We start from the raw sequence: 19,380 nt of genomic DNA on the forward strand, positions 1-19,380 counted from the left end.
GTGCGCGGGGTCCTGCTCCTGCGGCGGAGCGTCCGGCCACCCGGCCGGGCGCTCCCCGCACGAAGGAGCAGACCCTCGCCTGGCTGCGCACCCTCGCCGGTGAGCTCTCGACGCAGACGATCAAGCGCCTCGAGGACACGCTGCCCTGGTACGGCAGCATGCCCCCCGGTCGGCGCTCGGCGGTCGGCCTCGTCGCCCAGGCCGGCATCACCTCGTTCATCTCGTGGTTCGACGACCCGTCGGCCACGCCGTGGATCGCGGCGGACGTGTTCGGAGCCGCTCCCCGCGAGCTGCTGCGCTCCGTCTCGCTGACGCAGACGCTGCAGCTGATCAAGGTGACGGTCGAGGTCGTCGAGGACCGGATCAAGAACGGCGGGGAGGACCTCCGCGAGGCGATCCTCCTCTACTCGCGCGAGATCGCCTTCGCCGCGGCCGACGTCTACGCGCGCGCCGCCGAGGCCCGAGGCCTCTGGGACGCGCGCCTGGAGGCGCTGGTCGTCGACTCGATCCTCACGGGCGAGGCCGACGACGAGCTGCCCAGCCGGATCGCCGCCCTCGGCTGGCACGGCCACGGCGAGGTCGCCGTCCTGGTGGGCACCGCCCCCAAGATGCTCGACGTCGACCAGCTGCGCCGCACGGCGCGGCACATGGACGCCGACGTGCTGATCGGCGTGCAGGGCAGCCGGCTCGTCCTGGTCATCGGCCGCGCCGAGCCGAGCGAGAACGCCACGGAGGAGACCGGCCCGCCGGTCGCGTTCCTCGAGATCGCGGAGGCGCTCGAGCCCGGCTTCGGGACGGGCCACCTCGTCCTCGGCCACGAGGTGCCGACCCTGGTCGAGGCGTCCCGCAGCGCCCGCGCGGCCCTCGCCGGCTTCGCGGTCGCCCGCTCCTGGCGGAACGCGCCACGACCGGTCAACGCCGACGACCTTCTTCCCGAGCGCGCCCTCGCCGGTGACCCGCTCGCCCGCCAGAGCCTCATCACGCAGATCTACCGGCCCCTGCAGAAGCACTCGACCGAGCTTCTGACCACGCTGTGGGCCTACCTCGACAACGGCCGCTCCCTCGAGGCGACCGCTCGCGAGCTGTTCGTGCACCCGAACACGGTGCGGTACCGCCTCAAGCGGGTCGCCGAGGTGATCGGCTGGGACGCGACGGGCGCCCGCGAGGCGCTCATCCTCCAGTCCGCCCTCATCCTCGGCTCCATGAGCGACCCGGACGGCGCCGTCCGCCGGAAGCCGTCCCGCCGCTGAGGCCCTCCGCTCGCCGAACCCCTCCCGCCCCTGAACACTTGTAGACCCGCGACAAGCTCTTTGTGCTTTGTCAGTGGCTCCACGCGCCGCACGTGCGAGCGCAGATCGGAAGACTGGATACCGTGATCGTCGTCGTCGCCCCGGGTCAGGGCTCCCAGACCCCCGGATTCCTCGCCCCCTGGCTCGAGATCCCTTCCGTGGCCGAGCAGGTCGCCGCGCACTCGGAGGCGGTCGGCATCGACCTCGCCGCGCACGGCACCGTCTCGGACGCGGACACCATCCGCGACACCGCGGTCGCCCAGCCCCTGATCGTCTCCGCGGGACTCGTGAGCCTCGCCGCCCTCCTCGAGGGCGGACGGCGCGAGCGCATCGCGGGCATCGCCGGCCACTCCGTCGGCGAGATCACCGCGGCTGCCGGAGCCGGGGTCCTCACCGAGGCTGACGCGCTGGTGTTCGTCCGCGAGCGCGCCCGTGCCATGGCCGCTGCGGCCGCCGCCGAGCCGACCGCGATGAGCGCGGTCCTCGGCGGCGACGAGCAGGCCCTGATCGCCCGTCTCGACGAGCTCGGCCTCGAGCCGGCCAACTACAACGGCGGCGGTCAGATCGTCGTCGCCGGCGCGGTCGACGCGCTCGAGGCCCTCAAGGCGGAGCCGCTCCGCGGGACACGCGTGATCCCCCTGCAGGTGGCTGGCGCCTTCCACACCCGCTACATGGCGCCCGCCCGCGACTCCCTCGCCGGCGTCGCCGCCGGGCTGACCCCCTCCGACCCGAGGCTCCGGCTCTGGACGAACCGCGACGGGTCGGTCGTCGACTCCGGTGCCGCGTTCCTCGAGCTGCTCGTCGGCCAGGTCGCCTCCCCCGTCCGCTGGGACCTCTGCATGGCGGCCTTCGCCGACGCGGGCGTCACCGGGATCATCGAGCTGGCACCCGCCGGCGCGCTGGTCGGCCTCGCCAAGCGCGGCCTCAAGGGCGTGCCGAGCATCGCCATCACGACCCCCGACGACGTGGACGCCGCCCGCGCCTTCCTCGACGAGCACGCCGCCTAGCAGGAGAGACCCCATGACGACACCTTCCCTCACCCAGTCCAGCGGCAGCGCGTACACCCGGATCCTCGGCATCGGCGCGGCACGCGGCGACCTCGTCGTCCCCAACGACGACCTGATCGAGCCGATCAACTCCTCCGACGAGTGGATCCGCCAGCGCACCGGCATCATCGAGCGCCGCAGGGCCTCCGCCGACATCCACGCGGTCGACCTCGCGACCACCGCCTCCCTCGAGGCGATCGAGAAGGCGGGCATCCGCCCGGACCAGATCGGCGTCGTGCTCGTCTCCACGATCAGCAACACCGTGCAGACCCCGTCGCTGGCCGCGCTCCTCGCCGACCGCATCGGCGCGAACCCCGCCCCGGCGTACGACATCTCGGCCGCCTGCGCCGGCTACACCTACGGCATCGCCCAGGCCGACTCCTTCATCCGCTCCGGCCTGGCCGAGTACGTGCTCGTCGTCGGAGCCGAGAAGCTGTCCGAGCTGGTCAAGTCGACCGACCGCAGCATCTCCTTCCTCCTGGGCGACGGCGCGGGCGCCGCGGTCGTCGGCCCCAGCGACACCGCCGGCATCTCGAAGACCGTCTGGGGATCCGACGGCTCCAAGTGGGACACCGTCGGCATGGACAACCCGCTCGCGGCCTACCGCGACGGCACCGCCGAATGGCCCACCCTCCGCCAGGACGGCCCGTCGGTCTTCCGCTGGGCGGTCTGGGAGATGGCCAAGGTCGCCAAGCAGGCGCTCGCGGAGGCGGGCGTCCAGCCCGAGGACCTCGCCGCGTTCATCCCCCACCAGGCGAACATGCGCATCATCGACGAGCTCGCGAAGCAGCTGAAGCTCCCCGAGACCGTCGCTATCGGCCGCGACATCGAGACCACCGGCAACACCTCCGCCGCGTCGATCCCGCTCGCCACCCACCGCCTGCTCGAGGAGCACCCGGAGCTGCACGGCGGACTCGCGCTGCAGATCGGCTTCGGCGCCGGACTGGTGTTCGGCGCGCAGGTCGTGGTGCTCCCGTGACCGGCGCGACCCCACCCCTAAACTGACCTACGGTCACTGACGAACACCCGAAGAACCCCCAAGGAGAGAACCATGGCACTGTCCAACGAAGAAGTCCTCGCCGGCCTGGCCGAGCTTGTCAACGACGAGACGGGCATCGCCACCGACTCCGTCGAGATGGACAAGTCGTTCACCGACGACCTCGACATCGACTCCATCTCGATGATGACCATCGTCGTCAACGCCGAGGAGAAGTTCGACGTGAAGATCCCCGACGACGAGGTCAAGAACCTCAAGACGGTCGGCGACGCGGTCCGCTTCATCGTCAAGGCGTCCGAGTAGTCGTCGCCCGCGCACCCCGTCCTCGTGGCGGACACCCCGGCCGGCGACCGTCGGCCGGGGTGAGCCCGGCACCCACCCACACGGAACAGAGAAGCTCGTCATGACCAAGAAGATCGTCGTCACCGGAATCGGTGCCAGCACTCCCCTCGGCGGGACCGCCCGGGAGTCCTGGAACGCACTCCTCGCCGGCGAATCAGGCGTCCGCTCCCTCGAGCAGGACTGGGTCGCTCAGTACGACATCCCGGTCACCTTCGCCGCCCAGGCCAAGGTCCGCCCGGAGGAGGTGCTCTCCCGCCCCGAGGCGAAGCGCCTCGACCCCTCCAGCCAGTTCGCGCTCATCTCGGCCCGCGAGGCCTGGGCCGACTCCGGCATCACCGACGTCGACCCGCTCCGCGTGGGCGTCGACTACTCGACCGGCATCGGCGGCCTCTGGACCCTCGTCGACGCGTGGGACACCCTCCGCGAGCGCGGACCCCGCCGGGTCCTCCCGATGACCATCCCGATGCTCATGCCCAACGCGGCCGCCGCCGCCATCAGCATGGCCATCCCCTCCCGCGCCTACGCCCGCACCGACGTGTCGGCCTGCGCCTCCAGCACCGAGGCCCTCGCGAACGCCTACGAGCACATGCAGCTCGGCCTCGCCGACGTGGTCGTCGCCGGCGGCACGGAGTCGGTCGTCCACCCGCTCCCGATCGCCGCCTTCGCGTCGATGCAGGCCCTCTCGCGCCGCAACGACGACCCGGCGACCGCCTCACGCCCCTACGACGTCTCCCGCGACGGCTTCGTCCTCGGAGAAGGCGCCGCGACGCTCATCCTCGAGACCGAGGAGCACGCCCTCGCCCGCGGAGCCCGCATCTACGCGGAGCTCGCCGGCGGCGCCGTCACCAGCGACTCGTACCACATCACGGCGCCGGACCCCGAGGGCTCCGCCGCCGCCCGTGCCATGATCGGCGCCCTCGAGCAGGCCGGAGCCGCGCTCACCGACGTCACCCACGTCAACGCTCACGCGACGAGCACCCCGGTCGGCGACATCGCCGAGTACCGCGCCCTGCTGCGCGTCTTCGGCGACCACCTCCCGAACATCGCCGTCTCCGCGACCAAGGCGTCCACCGGCCACCTCCTCGGCGGCACCGGCGCGCTCGAGGCCATCTTCACCGTGCTCGCCCTCCACGAGCGCACCGCACCCCCCACCATCAACCTCTTCGAGCAGGACCCCCAGATCCCCCTCGACGTCGTCACCAGCCCCCGCGCCCTCGGCGACGGACCGCTGGTCGCCATCTCGAACTCGTTCGGGTTCGGGGGGCACAATGCTGTTGCCGCTTTCCGGACGGTGTAGCGGGGCGTAGCCCCGCTCCACCGTGCGGAAAGCGGGCTGCGCCGCTCCTTGCGCGGCGCAGGCGCGTCCGCTGGGGAGGGGGGCGGGGTTCCCGAGGGCCGGTGCGGTGCGGCGACGGTGATCCGCTGGAACGCGGATCCCCGGATACGCCTCGTGCCGCGAGGGATCTGCGCCGCCGTCTGGTGCGGGCTGGTGAGCACGCCGTGCTGGTGGGGAGCGCGGGCTTCGCCGCGGCTCGGGTAGAAGGCTTCGGTTCAAGCAGCTGTGCTCGAGGGGAGCGCGGGCTTCGCCGCGACTCGGGTTGCACGCTCCAATCAACGAAGCTGTCCGGGTGGGAGCGCGGGCTTCGCCGAGACTCGGGTCGGATGCTCGGATCAGGCGCAACAGAGGTGCGGGCGGCTGCACGAGTCTTCCGACGCCCTCCGCCCCAACGCGGTGCTCCGCCGACCGTCTGGTCGACGTGCGCAGCGAGCGGCAACCGCGAGGCGACGGCGCGACTTCGAGGCGGGTCTCTGCCGGAACGAGGGTCCGCTGGCCGCCTGGTTCATGGAGGCGGGAACGAGCGGCCCCCGCGAGGCGTATCCGCCGATCCGCGTGCCAGCGGATCGGCGTCGCCGGACGCAAGCCGCTCCACGGAACCCGACCACCCGCCCGAGCCGACTGCGCGACGCCGCGCGAGGAGCGGCGTCGAATGAACTCAGCCGACCCCGTGCATCCAGACGACGGGGGCGAAGTCGCCGCCGTAGCGGAAGGGCTCGAGCTCGTCCTCCCAGGCCTGGCCGAGGGCGAGGCGCAGCTCGCGGTGCAGCTCGATGGGGTCGGCGCCGGCGAGCTCCATGGCGGAGCGGATGCGGTCCTCGGGCACGACGGTGTTGCCCGCGCTGTCGGTCTGGGCGTAGAAGATGCCGAGCTCGGGCGTGTGCATCCAGCGGCCGCCGTCGACGCCGGGAGAGGGCTCCTCGGTGACCTCGTAGCGGACGTCGGCCCAGCCGCGGAGAGCGGACGCGATGACGGCACCGGTTCCGACCGGGCCCTCCCAGGCGAACTCGGCGCGCAGTGTGCTGCGGAGCACGGGCTGCTCGATCCAGGCGAAGTTCACGGCACGACCAAGGGCGCGACCTGTCCCCCACTCGAGGTGGGGGCAGAGCGCGCGGGGGGCGGAGTGCACGAAGAGCACACCCCGAGTCTGCTGCGCCACCATGGTGTCCTCCGTTCGTCCCGGTGCGTCTTCCCCAACGACCCGGACCACGGAACACTCTGCGGTGCGCCTTCTTCGATTATGACGGTGGACGTGCCACCACGCCCGATCATGCAGGAGCGGCGGACCTCCGTCAAGGCGGCTCGCCGCGCCTGCTCGACCGGCCGTGGGCGGCTCCTGCCTATACTCAGGTCGTCCGCGCCGCCGGACGCCGCACACCGCCAGACGCCCGCCGGGAGGAGCACCGTGTCCGTCCGCGACGGCCTGCTCGCCCTGCTCACGCTCGGCCCCGCCTACGGCCTCCAGCTGCACGCCGAGCTCCTCGACCGTGCCGCGCACCGGCCCCGGGTCAACGTCGGCCAGATCTACTCGACGCTCGAGCGCCTGCGCGAGCGGGGCCTCGTCGTCTCGGCCGGGTCCACCGACGACGGCCTCCCCCTGCACGCGCTCACCGACGAGGGCCGCGCGGAGGCGGCCGCCTGGCTGACGGGTGACGGAGCGTCCCCGGAGGAGGACTGGGACGACGTCCTCGACCGGGTGCTGCTGGCCTCGAGCCTGTCCGGCGCCGACCTCGCCGCCGTCCTCGACGCGTACGAGAGCTCGCTGCCCGCCACCGCCGACGAGCAGGCGGAGGAGGAGGACGCGCACCCGCAGCGCCGCCTCGCCGCGATCGCCGCCCGCGTGCGGGAGGAGGCCCTGCGCCGCCTCCTCGAGGCGGCCCGCGACGAGCTCACGGGCGACGGGCCGGGACGGGGCGTCCGCGGTTACGCTCTCGAGCGTCCCCGCCGGGGCCGTCGAGCCTCGAGCTAGGACGAGACAGGCGCGGGTGCCGTCGCCTAGGGTGGTTCGCATGTCCCGCACCCCCCTCGGTCTCCGCGTCCCCTCCCGGGCGCGCCGGCGCCTCGTCGCCGCCGGAGCGGGCACGGTCCTCGTCCTGTGCGCCGCCCTCGCCGCCCCGCTCTCCGCGTCCGCCGCCTACGACCCGTCCGACTACCCCTCGTGGTCCGATGTCGAGGCCGCGAAGTCGAGCGAGAGCGCCACCGCCGCCGAGGTCGACCGCATCACCGCCTTCCTCGCGGACCTGCGCGACCAGGCCGCCGCCCTCACCGACGCCGCCATCAGCCGGGCCGCCGAGGCGGACGCCGCGCAGAGCGCTCTCGACGAGGCGACCCAGCGCGTGAGCGCCCTGGAGGAGCGCGCCTCCGCCGCCCGCTCGGACGCCGACGCCGCGAAGGAGCAGGCCGGCCGTCTCGCCGCGCAGCTCTACCGCAACGGCGGGACCGATGCGACGCTCAACCTCCTCATCGGCGGCGACGAGTCGAGCGAGCTGCTCTACCGCCTCGGCACCATGACGCAGCTCACCCAGCAGACCAGCCGGCTCCAGACCGCGGCGCAGTCGACCGAGAACCAGGCCGTCTCCCTCGCCGCTCAGGCCGAGCAGGCCCGGGGCGAGCGCGTCTCCCTCGCCACCGCCGCGGCCGACGCGCTCTCGGTCGCCCGCTCCGCGCAGGCCGAGGCCGACGCCAAGGTCGCCGACCAGGAGAAGTACAGCCAGGAGCTCTACACCCAGCTCGCCTCGCTCAAGAACACCACCGCCGAGATCGAGCGGGAGTACGCCGACGGCCAGGACGCGAAGTCGGCGTTCGAGGAGCAGCAGCGCCTCTCCCGCCTCGCCGCCGAGGCCGAGGCCGCCCGCCAGCGCGCCGCGTCGGCTCCCGCCGCGGCCGCCGCTCCGGCAGCGCCCTCCAACAGTGGAGGCGGCGGAGGCGGCCCGGTCGAGCTCGGCGACGACGACCCGACCGGCGCGCGCAACAGCTCCGCCAAGACCATCGCCGCCCTCGGCACCTACGCCGGACGCACGGACGGCCTCTCCCCCGCGCAGGCCCAGGCCTACGCCCGCACCGCTGTCGGCCGCTTCGGCTGGGGCGCCGACCAGGTCGACCGGTGCCTCATCCCGCTGTGGAACGGCGAGTCGGGGTGGCGCTGGAACGCGCTGAACCGCTCCTCCGGCGCCTACGGCATCCCGCAGGCCCTCCCGGCGAGCAAGATGGCCAACTCGGGAGCCGACTACCAGACGAACGCGGCGACGCAGGTCGACTGGGGGCTCTCGTACATCAAGAGCGCCTACGGCTCGCCCTGCAACGCATGGTCGAGCTGGAACAACCGCTCGCCGCACTGGTACTGATCCCGCGTCTCACTTCGCCTGGTCGTAGGAATCGACGACGGCTACGGTGACCGGGAAGTCGACCTCGCCCTCTCCGAAGAGCGAGCGTCCGGCGCGCACCGCCGCCTCGCGGACGATCGCGGCGACCCGCTCGCCGACGTCGGCGGGAGCGTGCACGATGACCTCGTCGTGCAGGAAGTAGACGAGGTGCGCCCGGCCGACCGCGCCGCCCTCGGCGCGCAGTCGCGCCCGCAGCTCGCCCATCCAGCAGAGCGCCCACTCGGCCGCGGTGCCCTGCACCACGAAGTTGCGGGTGAAGCGTCCCCACTCGCGCGCTCGCGCCGCATCCGCCGAGAGCCCCTCGGGTCCGGGAGGCGAGCTGCGCCCGAGCCACGTCGAGACGCTCTCGCCGCGCTCCCCCGCCCGAGCCGCCGCCTCGACGTGCGCGACCGAGCGCGGGTAGGCACGGGCGAGCCTCGGGAGCAGCCGCCCGGCCTCGCCGCTCGTCGCCCCGTACATCGCCCCCAGCATCGCGACCTTCGCCCGCGGCCGATCGGGGACCACGCCGGCGTCGACGATGCCCTGGTAGAGGTCGCGGCCCCGCCCGGCGGCGGCCATGGCCGAGTCGCCCGAGAGCGCGGCGAGGATGCGCGGCTCGAGCTGCGCGGCATCCGCGACCACGAGGCTCCAGCCCGGATCCGCGGTGACCGCGGCGCGGATCTGCCGCGGCAGCTGCAGCGCCCCTCCGCCCGAGGTCGCCCAGCGGCCGGTGACGACGCCGCCCACCACGTACTCCGGCCGGAACCGTCCGTCGCGCACCCACGCGTCGAGCCAGGCCCAGCCGTTGGCGGTGAGCAGCCGGGAGAGCTTCTTGTACTCCAGGAGGGGCGGCACCGCGGGGTGCTCGAGGGACTGCAGCTCCCAGGAGCGCGTCGACTCGACCGGCAGCCCCGCGCGCCGCAGCGCCTTGAGGAGCTCGGCCGGCGAGTCGGGATTGAGCTCGGGCGCGCCGAGCTCGTCGCGCAGACGGACGGCCAGCGCCTCCAGCAGGGCCGGGCGGCCGCCGAAGAGCGGGCGGGGGCCGAGCATCCCGGTGAGCACCCGGTCGTGCACATCGGCGCGCCACGGCAGCCCCGCGTGGGCGATCTCGCGAGCGATCAGGGCGCCGACGGACTCGGCGGCGAGCAGCAGGCGGAGCCGGCCGGCCTCGGCGGCGCCGGAGAGCGCCTCCTCCTGCCGGGCCAGCTCGAGGACGGGGTCGAGCTCGTCGGAGCCGCCCGCCGCCTCCTCGAACCCGATCAGCGTGTCCTGCGCGGCGGGGGCCGCGGCTCCCGCGTCCCACGGGTCGAGGGGCGAGCGCGCGAGAGCCGATGCGGCGGCGGAGACCGAGCGGCGGAGGATCGCGCGGGCCAGCCGGAGGTCGTGGCACCGGGCGACGACCACGCCGGCCGACAGCAGTGCGGGGTACCAGCGCGCGGTGTCGTCCCAGACCCAGCGCGGGCGCTCCGGCTCCCGCTCCCGGACGAACGCCGCCAGCTCGGCCGGGCCCCTGCCGCTCCCGGCCTCGGCGCCGCCGACGGGGTCGACCGCCCGCCACGCCCCCGTGGGGCCGCCGACGAGTGCGAGGAGCATCGGGCCATTCTCCCCCGTGGCGGACACGGAGGCCGCCGTCGCGGGGACGGCCGGGCCCCCTCTCGCTGAAGGAGTCACGGCGACGGCCGCGAGGGCGGGTAGCCGGGGAAGGGCTTCTCCTGCGCCGTCGGCGGCTGATGGGCCCACAGGGCGGCCGCGATGGTGTCCATCGAGCGGGAGTAGCCCACGAGCGTCCGCCTCTCCGGCTCCGCCGCCCAGGTCACCGCGCGGAACCAGGTCTCGCGGTACGGGCCGGTCTCGATGCGGCGCACCAGGCCGATCCGGCCGGTGCGCAGGGCGTCGACCATCACCCACTCGTCCTGCCCGCTGCTGCGCAGCATCTGGAGCGGACTCCACTCGATCATCGCGCCTCCCACCGGTCGATCCGCGGCCGTGGCGAGCACGAGCGCCGCGGCGTACACTCGCAGACTATCGAACACATGTTCGAACGGCCAACCGGGTCCGGCGAGAGAACGGGAGCACGACGATGGCGGTGATCGACGAGACGGCGCTGGTCTCGACCGACGGCGAGGGAGTGCCGATCGCGCTCGAGTGGCGGGGCGGGAGCTACCGGGTGACCGACCGGCCGACGGTGTGGACCTGCACGAGCGAGTGGTGGGCGCCCCTCGAGGGGTTCCCGCCGACGTTCGGGCGCACCCCGGTGAGCATCGGCGGCTGGCGCTTCCAGGCGACGGACCTCGCGACCGGCGGAGCGTTCGTGCTCGACGTGGTCGCGTCGACGGAGCCGCAGTGGAGCGTGGTGCGGATCTACGAGTAGTGCCGGCGCGAGGCCGGCCGGGCGGCTACTTGTCGGCCGACCAGGGCGCCCGCGTCATGGCGATGAGAGCCGCGACTCCGGAGACGAGGCCGACACCGGCGATGGCGGACACGACGAGCCAGAGAACGAGTTCCATGCCGCCAGTCTACCGAGCCCCGGAGCGGATCCTCTCCTCCCCGCTTCCATCCCCCGGCTGTGGAATAGCCTGGGCAGAGTGACCGACGCCCCCACCCGCGCGAGTGTCGGACTGCGCTCGGAGCGCGGCCCGATCCTGCTGTCCCTGATGATCTCGACCGCTCTGGTCGCCCTCGACGCCACGATCCTCTCGACGGCCGTGCCGTCCATCGTCGCCGACCTGGGGGGCTTCGAGCAGTTCCCCTGGCTGTTCTCGATCTACCTGCTGGCCCAGGCCGTCTCGGTCCCCCTCTACGGCAAGCTCGCCGACGTGATCGGGCGCAAGCCCATCATGCTGATCGGCATCGCCCTGTTCCTGGTCGGCTCGCTCCTGTGCGGCCTCGCCTGGAGCATGCCCGCGCTGATCGCGTTCCGAGCCCTGCAGGGCCTGGGGGCCGGAGCGATCCAGCCGATGGGCATCACCATCGCCGGCGACATCTACACGGTCGCCGAGCGTGCGAAGACCCAGGGCTACCTCGCGAGCGTCTGGGGCATCTCCTCGGTCGTCGGGCCGACCCTCGGCGGCGTGCTCTCGGACCTGGGCGCCTGGCGCGGCATCTTCCTCGTCAACATCCCCCTGTGCCTCCTGGCGGCGTTCCTCCTGATCCGCAGCTTCCGCGAGACCACGCGGGGCGAGAAGCAGCGGATCGACGTGGCGGGCGCCTCCGTGCTCGCCGTGGGCACCGCGCTGCTCATCCTCGGGCTGCTCGAGGGCGGCAGCGCGTGGCCGTGGCTCTCCCCCGCCGGAGTCGGCGTGTTCGTCGTCTCGGCCCTCGCGTTCGCCGGCTTCGTCGCGATCGAGCGGCGAGCTGCCGCCCCAGTGCTCCCCCTCTGGGTCCTCACGCGGCGCGTGCTGATCTCGACCAGCCTGGTCTCGGTGACCGTCGGCGCGATCACGCTCGGCGTCACCTCGTACTTCCCGACCTTCGCGCAGGGCGTGCTCGGCAGTTCCGCCCTGGGCGCAGGCTTCGCCGTCGCGGCGATGACGCTCGGCTGGCCGGTCGCGGCGAGCCTGTCGGGCCGGCTCTACCTGCGCATCGGCTTTCGCAACACGGGCTTCCTCGGAGCGGGGCTCGTCGTGATCGGCACGGCGCTGACCGTCCTGCTCGGCGCCTCCTCGACGCTGTGGGAGATCGCCGGCTTCTGCGTGCTCATCGGCGCCGGCATGGGGCTCGTGGCGACTCCGACGCTGATCCGGGCGCAGTCGAGCGTCGACTGGAACGAGCGCGGAGTGGTCTCCTCGACCAACTTCTTCGCCCGCAACATCGGCAGCGCCGTCGCCGTGGCCGTGTTCGGCGCGATCGTGAACGCGAAGGCGGGCGGCGGCGTCCCCGCACCGGCGGACCTCGCCGAGGGCACCCGCTTCGTCTGCATCGCGCTCACGGTCCTCGCCGTGGGCATGCTCGCCGCGGTCTGGGCGATGCCGAAGGAGGGGCGCCCCGTGCCGGGAGAGGATCGGGCGGCGGAGGCCGAGCCCGATGCGGCCCGGCCGGACGCGGCCCAGCCCTAGCAGTCAGGCGGCGCCGTCGGTTCTCGTCGTCAGCCGGAGCGGCGCGCCGCGGCCGTCGCTCGCAGGCGGTCGCGGTGGATGCGGCGCACCCGGTGCGTCCAGCGCTGCAGGGACGACCCCATCCCGGGGTGCCGCGCCAGCGTGTGCAGAGCGCGGTCGAACCGGCGGAGCATGTCGGCGAAGGCGCCGAAGGGGCGGGCCGAGATGCCGACCTCGAGGTGGCGGTCGAGTACGATCCGGTGCCGGAGTCCCAGGTGCACGCTGATCTCGACGTCGTCGTGCACGTAGGCGTCGTGCCGGTGCATCTCCTCCGCGATCTCCTCCCACGCCGACCGGCGGACGGCGCAGTTGGAGCCGAAGAGCGGCCAGTTGGCCAGCGCCGACCCCATCAGCACGAAGTAGGCGTCCATGTAGGCGACCCGCGCGACCACCCGGGCGATCGGGCCGAGCTCGTCGAAGCGTCCGGGACCGGTCACCGCTCCGACCTCGGGGTCGGCGAAGTGGCCGGCCAGGCGCGCCAGCCAGTCGGGTCCCGGGCGGGAGTCGGCGTCGAGCCGTGCGAGGACGTCGCCGTGCGCCTCGTCGAAGCCGTGCGCCGTGCTCGCCGGGATCCCGGCTCCGTCGTGCCGCACCACCCGCGCGCCCGCCGCTCGCGCGACGGCGGCGCTGTCGTCGGTGCTCCCGTCGTCGACGACGACGATCTCGAACGGAGCGAGCGTCTGCTCGCGGAGGAGCTCGAGCAACTGCTCGAGGTGGCGGGCGTCGTCCTTCACGGGGACGACGACCGAGATGCGCCGGTGATCCATCCGCCCAGTCAACGCGATCGGGGCGCTCAGCGGGGACACCGCCACGCGTCTCGCGCGAGCCCGGACCTGTCAACCGGCTCCCGAGCGCGCCGGATCCGCTGATGGGATCGACCCGTGTCCGCCGGATCGGCGGCCCGATCGAGACAGGAGACGACATGACCCAGGGACCTCGAGACTTCCGGCCCACCCGTGCACTGGTGACCGCCTCTGACTCCGGCATCGGCCGGGCGACCGCGGTGGCACTGGCCGAGGCGGGCATGGACGTCGGCATCACCTGGCACAGCGACGAGGAGGGCGCGCAGGGCACGGCGGAGGAGGTGCGCTCCCTCGGCCGGCGCGCCGAGATCGCGCGCCTCGACACGACGGATCTGGAGGGCGCGGGCGACGTGATCGACGATCTCGCGGATCGACTGGGCGGGCTCGACGTCGCCGTCAGCAATGCGGGCGGAGGCGGGGGCGAGCCCTTCCTCGAGCAGAGCCTCGACAGCTGGCGCTCGACCGTCGCCCTGAACCTCGACGGAGCGTTCGTCTGCCTCCAGCGCGCCGCGCGGCGCATGGCGGCCCAGGGCACGGGCGGCAGGATCATCGCGGTCACCAGTGTCCACGAGCACCAGCCGCGGGTCGGCTCCGTCGCCTACACCGCTGCCAAGCACGGGCTGGGCGGCCTGCTGAAGGTGGCCGCACTCGAGCTCGGCTCCCTCGGCATCACCGTCAACGCCGTCGCCCCCGGGGAGATCGCGACGCCGATGAACGACGCCGAGGATGTGGACCCCGTCACGATCGACCGCCCCGGCATCCCCCTCGGCCGCCCCGGCGACGCCCGCGAGATCGCGGCGGTGGTCGCCTTCCTGGCCTCTCCCGCCGCCTCCTACATCACCGGATCCTCGTACGTCGTGGACGGCGGGATGCTGCAGATGGGGCCGCAGGCCGGCTCCCACCTCCGGCAGGACGACTGGCGCGAGGCCTGAGCCGCCGACCACGGCGCCCGCCCGCCGGGTACTCTCGAAGAGGTGCTCCGGCGGGCGGGGCGCCTGCTCCGGGATGTAGGTGACGCACGTGTGGTTCCGGCGTCGACGCAGGTTCAAGATGGAGCCGTACGACCCCGATGAGAACCCGTCGCGCGAGCCCGCCTCCGTCGAGGAGGCCGCCGAGGAGGGCCTGATGCTCGCGCAGTACGCGAGCCGGATGGCCGTGAAGAACCGGGTGCTGATGGACGGCCTCGGCGCCGACGTCCCCTTCGACTCGGGCCGCTACTCCGTCGTCGCCGCGGAGGAGCTCGAGAAGCTGGCGCGCGAGTCCGAAGCGGCAGCCGAGCGCCTGCGCGGCATCGCCGCCGACGTGACCTCGGTGGGCGGCCGCTCCGACCACGTGCACGACTACCGCTCGGCCGACGTCGACAACCTCGACCACCGCGAGAGGCTCTCGCTCCTGGTCGCCGACTCCCTCCACAGGCGGGCGCAGGACGAGGAGTACCTCGCGACGCTCGTCGACGACGCCCGTCAGGACGCGTGGCGCGAGCTCGCGCAGTCGATCGAGGAGACCCTCGACCGCACCTCGCGGATCGACCCGGACGACGAGGAGTACCGCCGCGACCGCTCGGTGCGGATGGCGCTCGTGGTCGTCGACGACCTGGTCAAGCTGGCGGAGGAGCGCGGCGTCAGCCTCGAGGACTGACGGGCTCGTCGGGTACGCAGTGACCGGGCTCAGGCCCAGCCGGCGCGGAACGACTCGGTCGCCTCGGCGGAGCGCTCCCGGACCGACTCCAGCAGCTCCTCCATGGTGGAGCTGCGGAGGAACGCGAGGCGGTCGAGCTCGGTGACCGGTGCGACGCCGGCGAGCTGCCAGGCGTGCGCGGCCGGATCCTCGGCGAGCTCGACGACCGCGCCGTAGCGCTGCTCGACGAACTCGCTCGCGACCGCCAGTGCCGTGCGGACCGCCGACTCCGCCGCAGCCAGCGCGGGGGCGTGCTTCTCGTCCCACTCCAGATCGGGCAGGAGGCGGACCTCGGCGCGCGGGTACGGGTCGTCCTCGTACCAGCGGACGACCTCGAAGCGCTCCTCGCCCACGGAGTCGAGCGTGACGAACGACTCCGCCCCGTCGATGTTCAGGATGCGCGCGCGGGCGCCGACCGCGAACCGCTGGTCGCCGCCGCCCACCTCCTGGCCGCGCTCGATGAGCACGACGCCGAACGCGAGGGTCTCGTCCTCGAGGACGTCGCCGAGCATCCGCAGGTACCGCGGCTCGAACAGCCGGAGCGGGAGCGGCATGTGCGGCAGGAGCACGGAGCCGAGCGGGAACATCGGAAGATCAGGCACGGGTTCAGGCAATCACGTCGAGCGGAGAGCGGCCAGTACGGGCGCGGCGCGTCCGGACGTGCTAGCGCATCGCGCCACCGTGTCGTCCGCTCGCGGATGCTCGCCACGCCCCGGACGATCTCCGACGGCCCGCCCTCACCCGCGAGGCTCCCACTCAGACTGGGAGCATGGATCTCGCCGAACTCCGAGCCGTCGTCCGCGCGGACCTGGCCGCCAAGGGCCACGCCTCCGACCGGCTCACCGTCCTCGTCCTCCGACTCGGGCAGTACTCGAGCTCTCGGAGGACCCGGCTCCCCCTCCACCTCGTCTACCGCCTGGTCGATCTCGTCTGGACCCGCATGATCGTCGGAGCCGAGCTGCCGCCGGCCGCTCAGGTCGGGCCAGGCCTGCGGCTCCCCCACTGGGGCCGCGGCGTGATCCTGCACCCGCGCACGGTCATCGGGAGGAACGCGTTCATCTACCACGGCGTCACCATCGGCGAGTCGAAGGGTCGGACGCCCGTCATCGGCGACGACGTCTACATCGGCGCCCGCGCGACGATCGTCGGGGACGTGACCGTCGGCGACCGTGTGCGGGTCGGAGCCGGCGCCGTCGTCGTCCGCGACGTCGCCTCCGACTCGTCCGCGGTCGGCGTGCCGGCGAGGACCGCGTCGGCGGCCTCCTGAGGCATGGCTCGTCGGTCCGACAGGGCCGGGCCGCTCGCTCCGACGACTCCCGCATCAGGTCGATGCCCGACCCGGCGCTGGAGAGAAGGAACCACCGCGGGTGGAGCGGAGTAGGGCGTACGGGACTTGAACCCGTGACCGACGGATTATGAGTCCGCTGCTCTGACCGGCTGAGCTAACGCCCCGCGGCGGCCGTCCGAGCGGCCGTCAGGTGGCGGCGGGTGCGGACGCTGCGTCGGAGGCCGGATCGGCCACCGGCTCCCCACGATACAGGCTCTCGAAGGTGCTGATCGTGCGGTTGATGTCGTGCGAGGCGACGATGCGGAGGGAGGCGCGCTTCATCGCCTCGAGGTCCTCCTGGTCGGCCGTGAGCACGGCGGTGAGGCGCTCGGCGAGGGCCTCGGCGCTGCCCGGAGCGAAGAGGTAGCCGTTCTCGCCGTCGTGCACGAGGTGCGGGAGGGCCATCGCGTCGGCGGCGACGACGGGGAGGGCCGAGGCCATCGCCTCCATCGTCGCGATGCTCTGCAGCTCGGCGATGGACGGCATGGCGAACACGGTGGCGCGGGTGTACGCCTCCTTGAGCTCAGCGTCCGAGACGTAGCCGGTGAAGCGCACGCGATCGGCGATGCCGAGGGTCGCGGCGAGCTGCTGGAGGTTGCGCATCTGGTCGCCGCCGCCGACGATCTCGAGCTTCGCGTCGAGCGCCGGATCGAGCAGTGCGACCGCGCGGAGCAGGACGTCGATGTGCTTCTCGCCGGTCACGCGGCCGACGAAGAGGATCGAGTCGCCGGCGCGGGCCGAGAAGTCGGGCGTGTAGTTGTCGGCGTCGATGCCGCAGGAGATCGCGTGGACGCCCCGGAGGCCCGTGTACTTCTCGAGGAACTGCGCGGCCTTGCGGGTCGGCGTGGTGACCGCCTCCGCCCGGCCGAAGGTGCGGCGCGCGGCCCGCCACGCCATCGCCACGGCCTTGGCCTGCACGGCCTTCGGCAGGAGGGTGAACTCGAGCATGTTCTCGGGCATGAAGTGGTTCGTGCCGACGATGCGGATGCCGCGCTTTGCCGCCTCGATCCCGAGGCCGCGGCCGACGATGATGTGCGACTGGAAGTGCACGACGTCGGGCTTCACCTCGTCGAGGATGCGCGCGCTGTTCTGCCGGATGCGCCACGGCATCGCGAAGCGCAGCCAGTCGTGCGGGTACCAGCGCCAGCTGTAGAGCCGGTGCACGATGATCCGCTGGCCCTCGTGCGTCTCGACCCGGGTGCCGCTCCAGCCGTCGGCCGAAGGGGCGACGACGTGGACCTCGTGGCCGCGCTGCGCGAGACCGGCGGCGAGGCGCTCGGCGAACTTCGCGGCTCCGTTCACGTCGGGAGCGAAGGTGTCGCAGCCGATCACGACCGTCAGCGGTCGGGAGTCGGGCGATCCCGGTCGGGACGCGTCGCGGGGATCTGACACGGGAGGTCCTATCGGTGTCGTGCCGCTCGGGGAGAGAAGGGAGCGATCGGCGGAGGTCGGTCGGTTTCGTGGCTCTCGGCGCGGACCCATTGTAGGCAGAGGAGTCCTCACCACTCGGGATCCCGCGCCGTCAGCGCGCCTGCGGGTGGTGCTTGGCGAGGAGGAAGACGCCGTAGATGGCGACGGCACCGGCCGCGATGAAGAGCGGGATCGCCCACGGGGCCGCGTACTGCGCCTCCCCGAGCACGACGATGCCGATCGCGACGGCGACCAGCGGGTCGATGACGGTGAGGCCCGCCACGACGAGGTCCGGCGGGCCGGAGGAGTAGGCGTTCTGCACGAAGTACCCGCCGAGCGCGGTCGCGGCCAGGAGCGCCACGATGCAGACCACCGTCAGCGGGTCGAACTCGCCGTACTTGATGCGGTTGAGCACGACCTTCGCGAGAGTCGCGACGAAGCCGTAGACCACTCCGGCGCCCACGATGTAGAAGATCGCCTTCGCTCCGCGGCGGAAGACGCGGAAGGCGATGACGAAGACCGTGAGCACCACGGCGAGGATCACGAGGATCGTGATGAGCTCGGGCGTCTGGATGGACTTGTCGACCGCGTTGAACGCCGCCACGAGGACGAACGTGCCGACGCCTCCGACGCAGAGGACGATCGCCCGGATCGACGCCGCGTTCAAGCGCACCCGGCTGACCCGCGCGTTGACGACCGCGGTGATCACGAGCGCCACCGCTCCGAGCGGCTGCACCACGATGAGCGGGGAGAAGCCGAGGCTCGTCAGCTGGAAGACGATCGCGAGGCCGAGGAGCAGGGTGCCGATCACCCACGAGGGGCGCGAGAGCAGCGCGACCAGCTGGCCGCCGCTGAGCCCGGAGGAGCCGGAGCGCTTCGAGAACCGCTCCACCTTCGCCACTCCCCGGTGCTGGAACTGCGCGCCGAGGGAGAGGAACACCGCGCCCACGAGAGCGATCGGGATGCCGATGAACTTCGCCGGGTCGTTGAGGAGTTCGGCGAGATCGGCGGGCATGGGGTCGACCCTACCCAGAACGCCTCCGGGAGTCCTCCGACGCACGGGTGAGGGGCTGAGCCCAGCGGATGATCCTCGCGGACCCGGTCGACGGCCCCGCGGTACCCTGTCCCCCATGGCCGTCCTCCCCATCCGCATCGCCGGCGACCCCGTCCTGCACTCCCCCGCCGCCCCCGTCACCGAGTTCGACGATGCGCTGCGCACTCTCGTCGCCGACATGTTCGAGACGATGGACACCGCCCCCGGAGTCGGCCTCGCCGGCCCGCAGGTCGGCGTCCCGCTGCGACTGTTCGTCTACGACTACGCCGACGACGACGGCACCCCCCGCCGCGGCGTCGCGATCAACCCCGAGCTGTTCGTCACGCCGACCCCGCTCGGCGAGGCGGACGAGGACACGGAGTCGGAGGGGTGCCTCTCCTTCCCCGGCGAGCGCTTCCCGCTCCGCCGCTCCGAGCGCGCGATCCTCCGCGCGGTCGACCTCGAGCAGGAGCCGTTCGAGATCGTCGCGGACGGCTGGTTCGCCCGCGTGTTCCAGCACGAGTTCGACCACCTCGACGGCGTGCTCTACATCGACCGCCTCGAGCACGACTACCACAAGCCGGTCGCGAAGATCACCCGCAAGCGCGGCTGGGGCGGCCCCGGCGTCTCGTGGCTGCCCGGCGTGGAGCACCTCGAGGACTGA

The 19,380-nt window shown here is 73.0% G+C and carries 20 protein-coding genes and 1 tRNA gene; 13 read left to right on the plus strand and 8 right to left on the minus strand.

Annotation, left to right across the window (positions count from 1 at the left end):
• Nucleotides 1-83 precede the first annotated feature (83 nt).
• From C5C39_RS08930 to C5C39_RS08950, 5 genes are all read left to right on the plus strand, one after another.
• A complete protein-coding gene (locus tag C5C39_RS08930; RefSeq protein ID WP_181027189.1) occupies nt 84-1,250 on the plus strand; it encodes a CdaR family transcriptional regulator in 1,167 nt (388 codons plus the stop codon).
• A gap of 122 nt (nt 1,251-1,372) precedes the next feature.
• The gene (locus tag C5C39_RS08935; RefSeq protein WP_104353167.1) at nt 1,373-2,296 is read left to right on the plus strand and encodes an ACP S-malonyltransferase; all 924 of its coding nucleotides are present in this window, start codon (nt 1,373-1,375) and stop codon (nt 2,294-2,296) included.
• A 13-nt stretch (nt 2,297-2,309) separates the two neighbouring features.
• Entirely contained in the window at nt 2,310-3,314 is a 1,005-nt protein-coding gene (locus C5C39_RS08940) for a beta-ketoacyl-ACP synthase III (protein ID WP_104223464.1), read from the plus strand.
• A gap of 72 nt (nt 3,315-3,386) precedes the next feature.
• A complete protein-coding gene (locus C5C39_RS08945; protein WP_104223463.1) occupies nt 3,387-3,635 on the plus strand; it encodes an acyl carrier protein in 249 nt (82 codons plus the stop codon).
• Between the two features lie 100 nt (nt 3,636-3,735).
• Nucleotides 3,736-4,971, plus strand: a complete 1,236-nt coding sequence (locus tag C5C39_RS08950; RefSeq protein ID WP_104226673.1) for a beta-ketoacyl synthase — start codon at nt 3,736-3,738, stop codon at nt 4,969-4,971.
• 697 nt (nt 4,972-5,668) lie between these two features.
• On the opposite strand, the gene C5C39_RS08955 is transcribed toward C5C39_RS08950, so the two are convergent.
• Entirely contained in the window at nt 5,669-6,172 is a 504-nt protein-coding gene (locus C5C39_RS08955) for a DUF3145 domain-containing protein (RefSeq protein ID WP_104226674.1), read from the minus strand.
• A gap of 243 nt (nt 6,173-6,415) precedes the next feature.
• On the opposite strand from C5C39_RS08955, the gene C5C39_RS08960 reads away from it, so the two are divergent.
• Nucleotides 6,416-6,979 (plus strand): PadR family transcriptional regulator, encoded by a 564-nt coding sequence (locus tag C5C39_RS08960; protein ID WP_181027186.1) that lies wholly within the window; start codon nt 6,416-6,418, stop codon nt 6,977-6,979.
• 40 nt (nt 6,980-7,019) lie between these two features.
• A complete protein-coding gene (locus C5C39_RS08965) occupies nt 7,020-8,354 on the plus strand; it encodes a hypothetical protein (RefSeq protein WP_104269256.1) in 1,335 nt (444 codons plus the stop codon).
• Between the two features lie 9 nt (nt 8,355-8,363).
• On the opposite strand, the gene C5C39_RS08970 is transcribed toward C5C39_RS08965, so the two are convergent.
• Nucleotides 8,364-9,965: a bifunctional 3'-5' exonuclease/DNA polymerase gene (locus tag C5C39_RS08970; protein ID WP_104353169.1), complete on the minus strand. Its 1,602-nt coding sequence runs from the start codon at nt 9,963-9,965 to the stop codon at nt 8,364-8,366.
• A gap of 74 nt (nt 9,966-10,039) precedes the next feature.
• Nucleotides 10,040-10,330 carry a hypothetical protein gene (locus C5C39_RS08975; RefSeq protein WP_146076962.1) on the minus strand — a complete coding sequence of 97 codons (291 nt, stop codon included), beginning with the start codon at nt 10,328-10,330 and terminating at the stop codon, nt 10,040-10,042.
• 128 nt (nt 10,331-10,458) lie between these two features.
• Between C5C39_RS08975 and C5C39_RS08980 the strand changes: the two genes are divergently transcribed.
• Together C5C39_RS08980 and C5C39_RS08985 are read left to right on the plus strand one after the other, a co-directional pair.
• Nucleotides 10,459-10,743: a hypothetical protein gene (locus C5C39_RS08980; RefSeq protein ID WP_146076961.1), complete on the plus strand. Its 285-nt coding sequence runs from the start codon at nt 10,459-10,461 to the stop codon at nt 10,741-10,743.
• A gap of 283 nt (nt 10,744-11,026) precedes the next feature.
• Nucleotides 11,027-12,427, plus strand: coding sequence for an MDR family MFS transporter (locus C5C39_RS08985; RefSeq protein WP_104255746.1), 1,401 nt, complete (start codon nt 11,027-11,029; stop codon nt 12,425-12,427).
• Between the two features lie 29 nt (nt 12,428-12,456).
• On the opposite strand, the gene C5C39_RS08990 is transcribed toward C5C39_RS08985, so the two are convergent.
• Nucleotides 12,457-13,233, minus strand: coding sequence for a glycosyltransferase family 2 protein (locus tag C5C39_RS08990; RefSeq protein WP_104353170.1), 777 nt, complete (start codon nt 13,231-13,233; stop codon nt 12,457-12,459).
• 155 nt (nt 13,234-13,388) lie between these two features.
• Here C5C39_RS08990 and C5C39_RS08995 point away from each other — a divergent pair, with 155 nt between their 5' ends.
• Both C5C39_RS08995 and C5C39_RS09000 read left to right on the plus strand, forming a co-directional pair.
• On the plus strand, nt 13,389-14,201 hold the full coding sequence (locus C5C39_RS08995; protein WP_104226704.1) for an SDR family oxidoreductase: 813 nt from the start codon (nt 13,389-13,391) through the stop codon (nt 14,199-14,201).
• Nucleotides 14,202-14,319: 118 nt separating this feature from the next.
• On the plus strand, nt 14,320-14,907 hold the full coding sequence (locus tag C5C39_RS09000) for a hypothetical protein (RefSeq protein WP_104223455.1): 588 nt from the start codon (nt 14,320-14,322) through the stop codon (nt 14,905-14,907).
• A 29-nt stretch (nt 14,908-14,936) separates the two neighbouring features.
• Here C5C39_RS09000 and C5C39_RS09005 read toward each other — a convergent pair whose 3' ends face one another.
• The gene (locus C5C39_RS09005) at nt 14,937-15,548 is read right to left on the minus strand and encodes an LON peptidase substrate-binding domain-containing protein (protein ID WP_244229436.1); all 612 of its coding nucleotides are present in this window, start codon (nt 15,546-15,548) and stop codon (nt 14,937-14,939) included.
• A gap of 167 nt (nt 15,549-15,715) precedes the next feature.
• On the opposite strand from C5C39_RS09005, the gene C5C39_RS09010 reads away from it, so the two are divergent.
• Nucleotides 15,716-16,213 (plus strand): DapH/DapD/GlmU-related protein, encoded by a 498-nt coding sequence (locus C5C39_RS09010; RefSeq protein ID WP_104353171.1) that lies wholly within the window; start codon nt 15,716-15,718, stop codon nt 16,211-16,213.
• Nucleotides 16,214-16,324: 111 nt separating this feature from the next.
• Here C5C39_RS09010 and C5C39_RS09015 read toward each other — a convergent pair.
• The 3 genes from C5C39_RS09015 to C5C39_RS09025 all read right to left on the minus strand — a co-directional run bounded on the left by C5C39_RS09015 (nt 16,325) and on the right by C5C39_RS09025 (nt 18,698).
• Nucleotides 16,325-16,398: transfer RNA gene (locus tag C5C39_RS09015), tRNA-Ile, on the minus strand.
• 22 nt (nt 16,399-16,420) lie between these two features.
• The gene (locus C5C39_RS09020; protein WP_258060483.1) at nt 16,421-17,665 is read right to left on the minus strand and encodes a glycosyltransferase; all 1,245 of its coding nucleotides are present in this window, start codon (nt 17,663-17,665) and stop codon (nt 16,421-16,423) included.
• 130 nt (nt 17,666-17,795) lie between these two features.
• Entirely contained in the window at nt 17,796-18,698 is a 903-nt protein-coding gene (locus tag C5C39_RS09025) for a DMT family transporter (RefSeq protein WP_104223451.1), read from the minus strand.
• Between the two features lie 115 nt (nt 18,699-18,813).
• Here C5C39_RS09025 and def point away from each other — a divergent pair, with 115 nt between their 5' ends.
• Complete coding sequence (gene def / locus C5C39_RS09030) at nt 18,814-19,380, plus strand: peptide deformylase (RefSeq protein WP_104223450.1); 567 nt, start codon at nt 18,814-18,816, stop codon at nt 19,378-19,380.

The organism is Rathayibacter sp. AY1F3, from assembly GCF_002931975.1.
Classification (GTDB): Bacteria; Actinomycetota; Actinomycetes; order Actinomycetales; family Microbacteriaceae; genus Rathayibacter.

Excerpts from the sequence above, each read along its gene's own strand:
- C5C39_RS08940 (WP_104223464.1), top strand. The coding sequence starts at position 2,310 with ATGACGACACCTTCCCTCACCCAGTCCAGCGGCAGCGCGTACACCCGG.
- C5C39_RS08945 (WP_104223463.1), top strand. The coding sequence starts at position 3,387 with ATGGCACTGTCCAACGAAGAAGTCCTCGCCGGCCTGGCCGAGCTTGTC.
- C5C39_RS08950 (WP_104226673.1), top strand. The coding sequence starts at position 3,736 with ATGACCAAGAAGATCGTCGTCACCGGAATCGGTGCCAGCACTCCCCTC.
- C5C39_RS08955 (WP_104226674.1), bottom strand. The coding sequence starts at position 6,172 with ATGGTGGCGCAGCAGACTCGGGGTGTGCTCTTCGTGCACTCCGCCCCC.
- C5C39_RS08965 (WP_104269256.1), top strand. The coding sequence starts at position 7,020 with ATGTCCCGCACCCCCCTCGGTCTCCGCGTCCCCTCCCGGGCGCGCCGG.
- C5C39_RS08970 (WP_104353169.1), bottom strand. The coding sequence starts at position 9,965 with ATGCTCCTCGCACTCGTCGGCGGCCCCACGGGGGCGTGGCGGGCGGTC.
- C5C39_RS08975 (WP_146076962.1), bottom strand. The coding sequence starts at position 10,330 with ATGATCGAGTGGAGTCCGCTCCAGATGCTGCGCAGCAGCGGGCAGGAC.
- C5C39_RS08985 (WP_104255746.1), top strand. The coding sequence starts at position 11,027 with ATGATCTCGACCGCTCTGGTCGCCCTCGACGCCACGATCCTCTCGACG.
- C5C39_RS08990 (WP_104353170.1), bottom strand. The coding sequence starts at position 13,233 with ATGGATCACCGGCGCATCTCGGTCGTCGTCCCCGTGAAGGACGACGCC.
- C5C39_RS08995 (WP_104226704.1), top strand. The coding sequence starts at position 13,389 with ATGACCCAGGGACCTCGAGACTTCCGGCCCACCCGTGCACTGGTGACC.
- C5C39_RS09000 (WP_104223455.1), top strand. The coding sequence starts at position 14,320 with ATGGAGCCGTACGACCCCGATGAGAACCCGTCGCGCGAGCCCGCCTCC.
- C5C39_RS09010 (WP_104353171.1), top strand. The coding sequence starts at position 15,716 with ATGGATCTCGCCGAACTCCGAGCCGTCGTCCGCGCGGACCTGGCCGCC.
- C5C39_RS09025 (WP_104223451.1), bottom strand. The coding sequence starts at position 18,698 with ATGCCCGCCGATCTCGCCGAACTCCTCAACGACCCGGCGAAGTTCATC.
- def (WP_104223450.1), top strand. The coding sequence starts at position 18,814 with ATGGCCGTCCTCCCCATCCGCATCGCCGGCGACCCCGTCCTGCACTCC.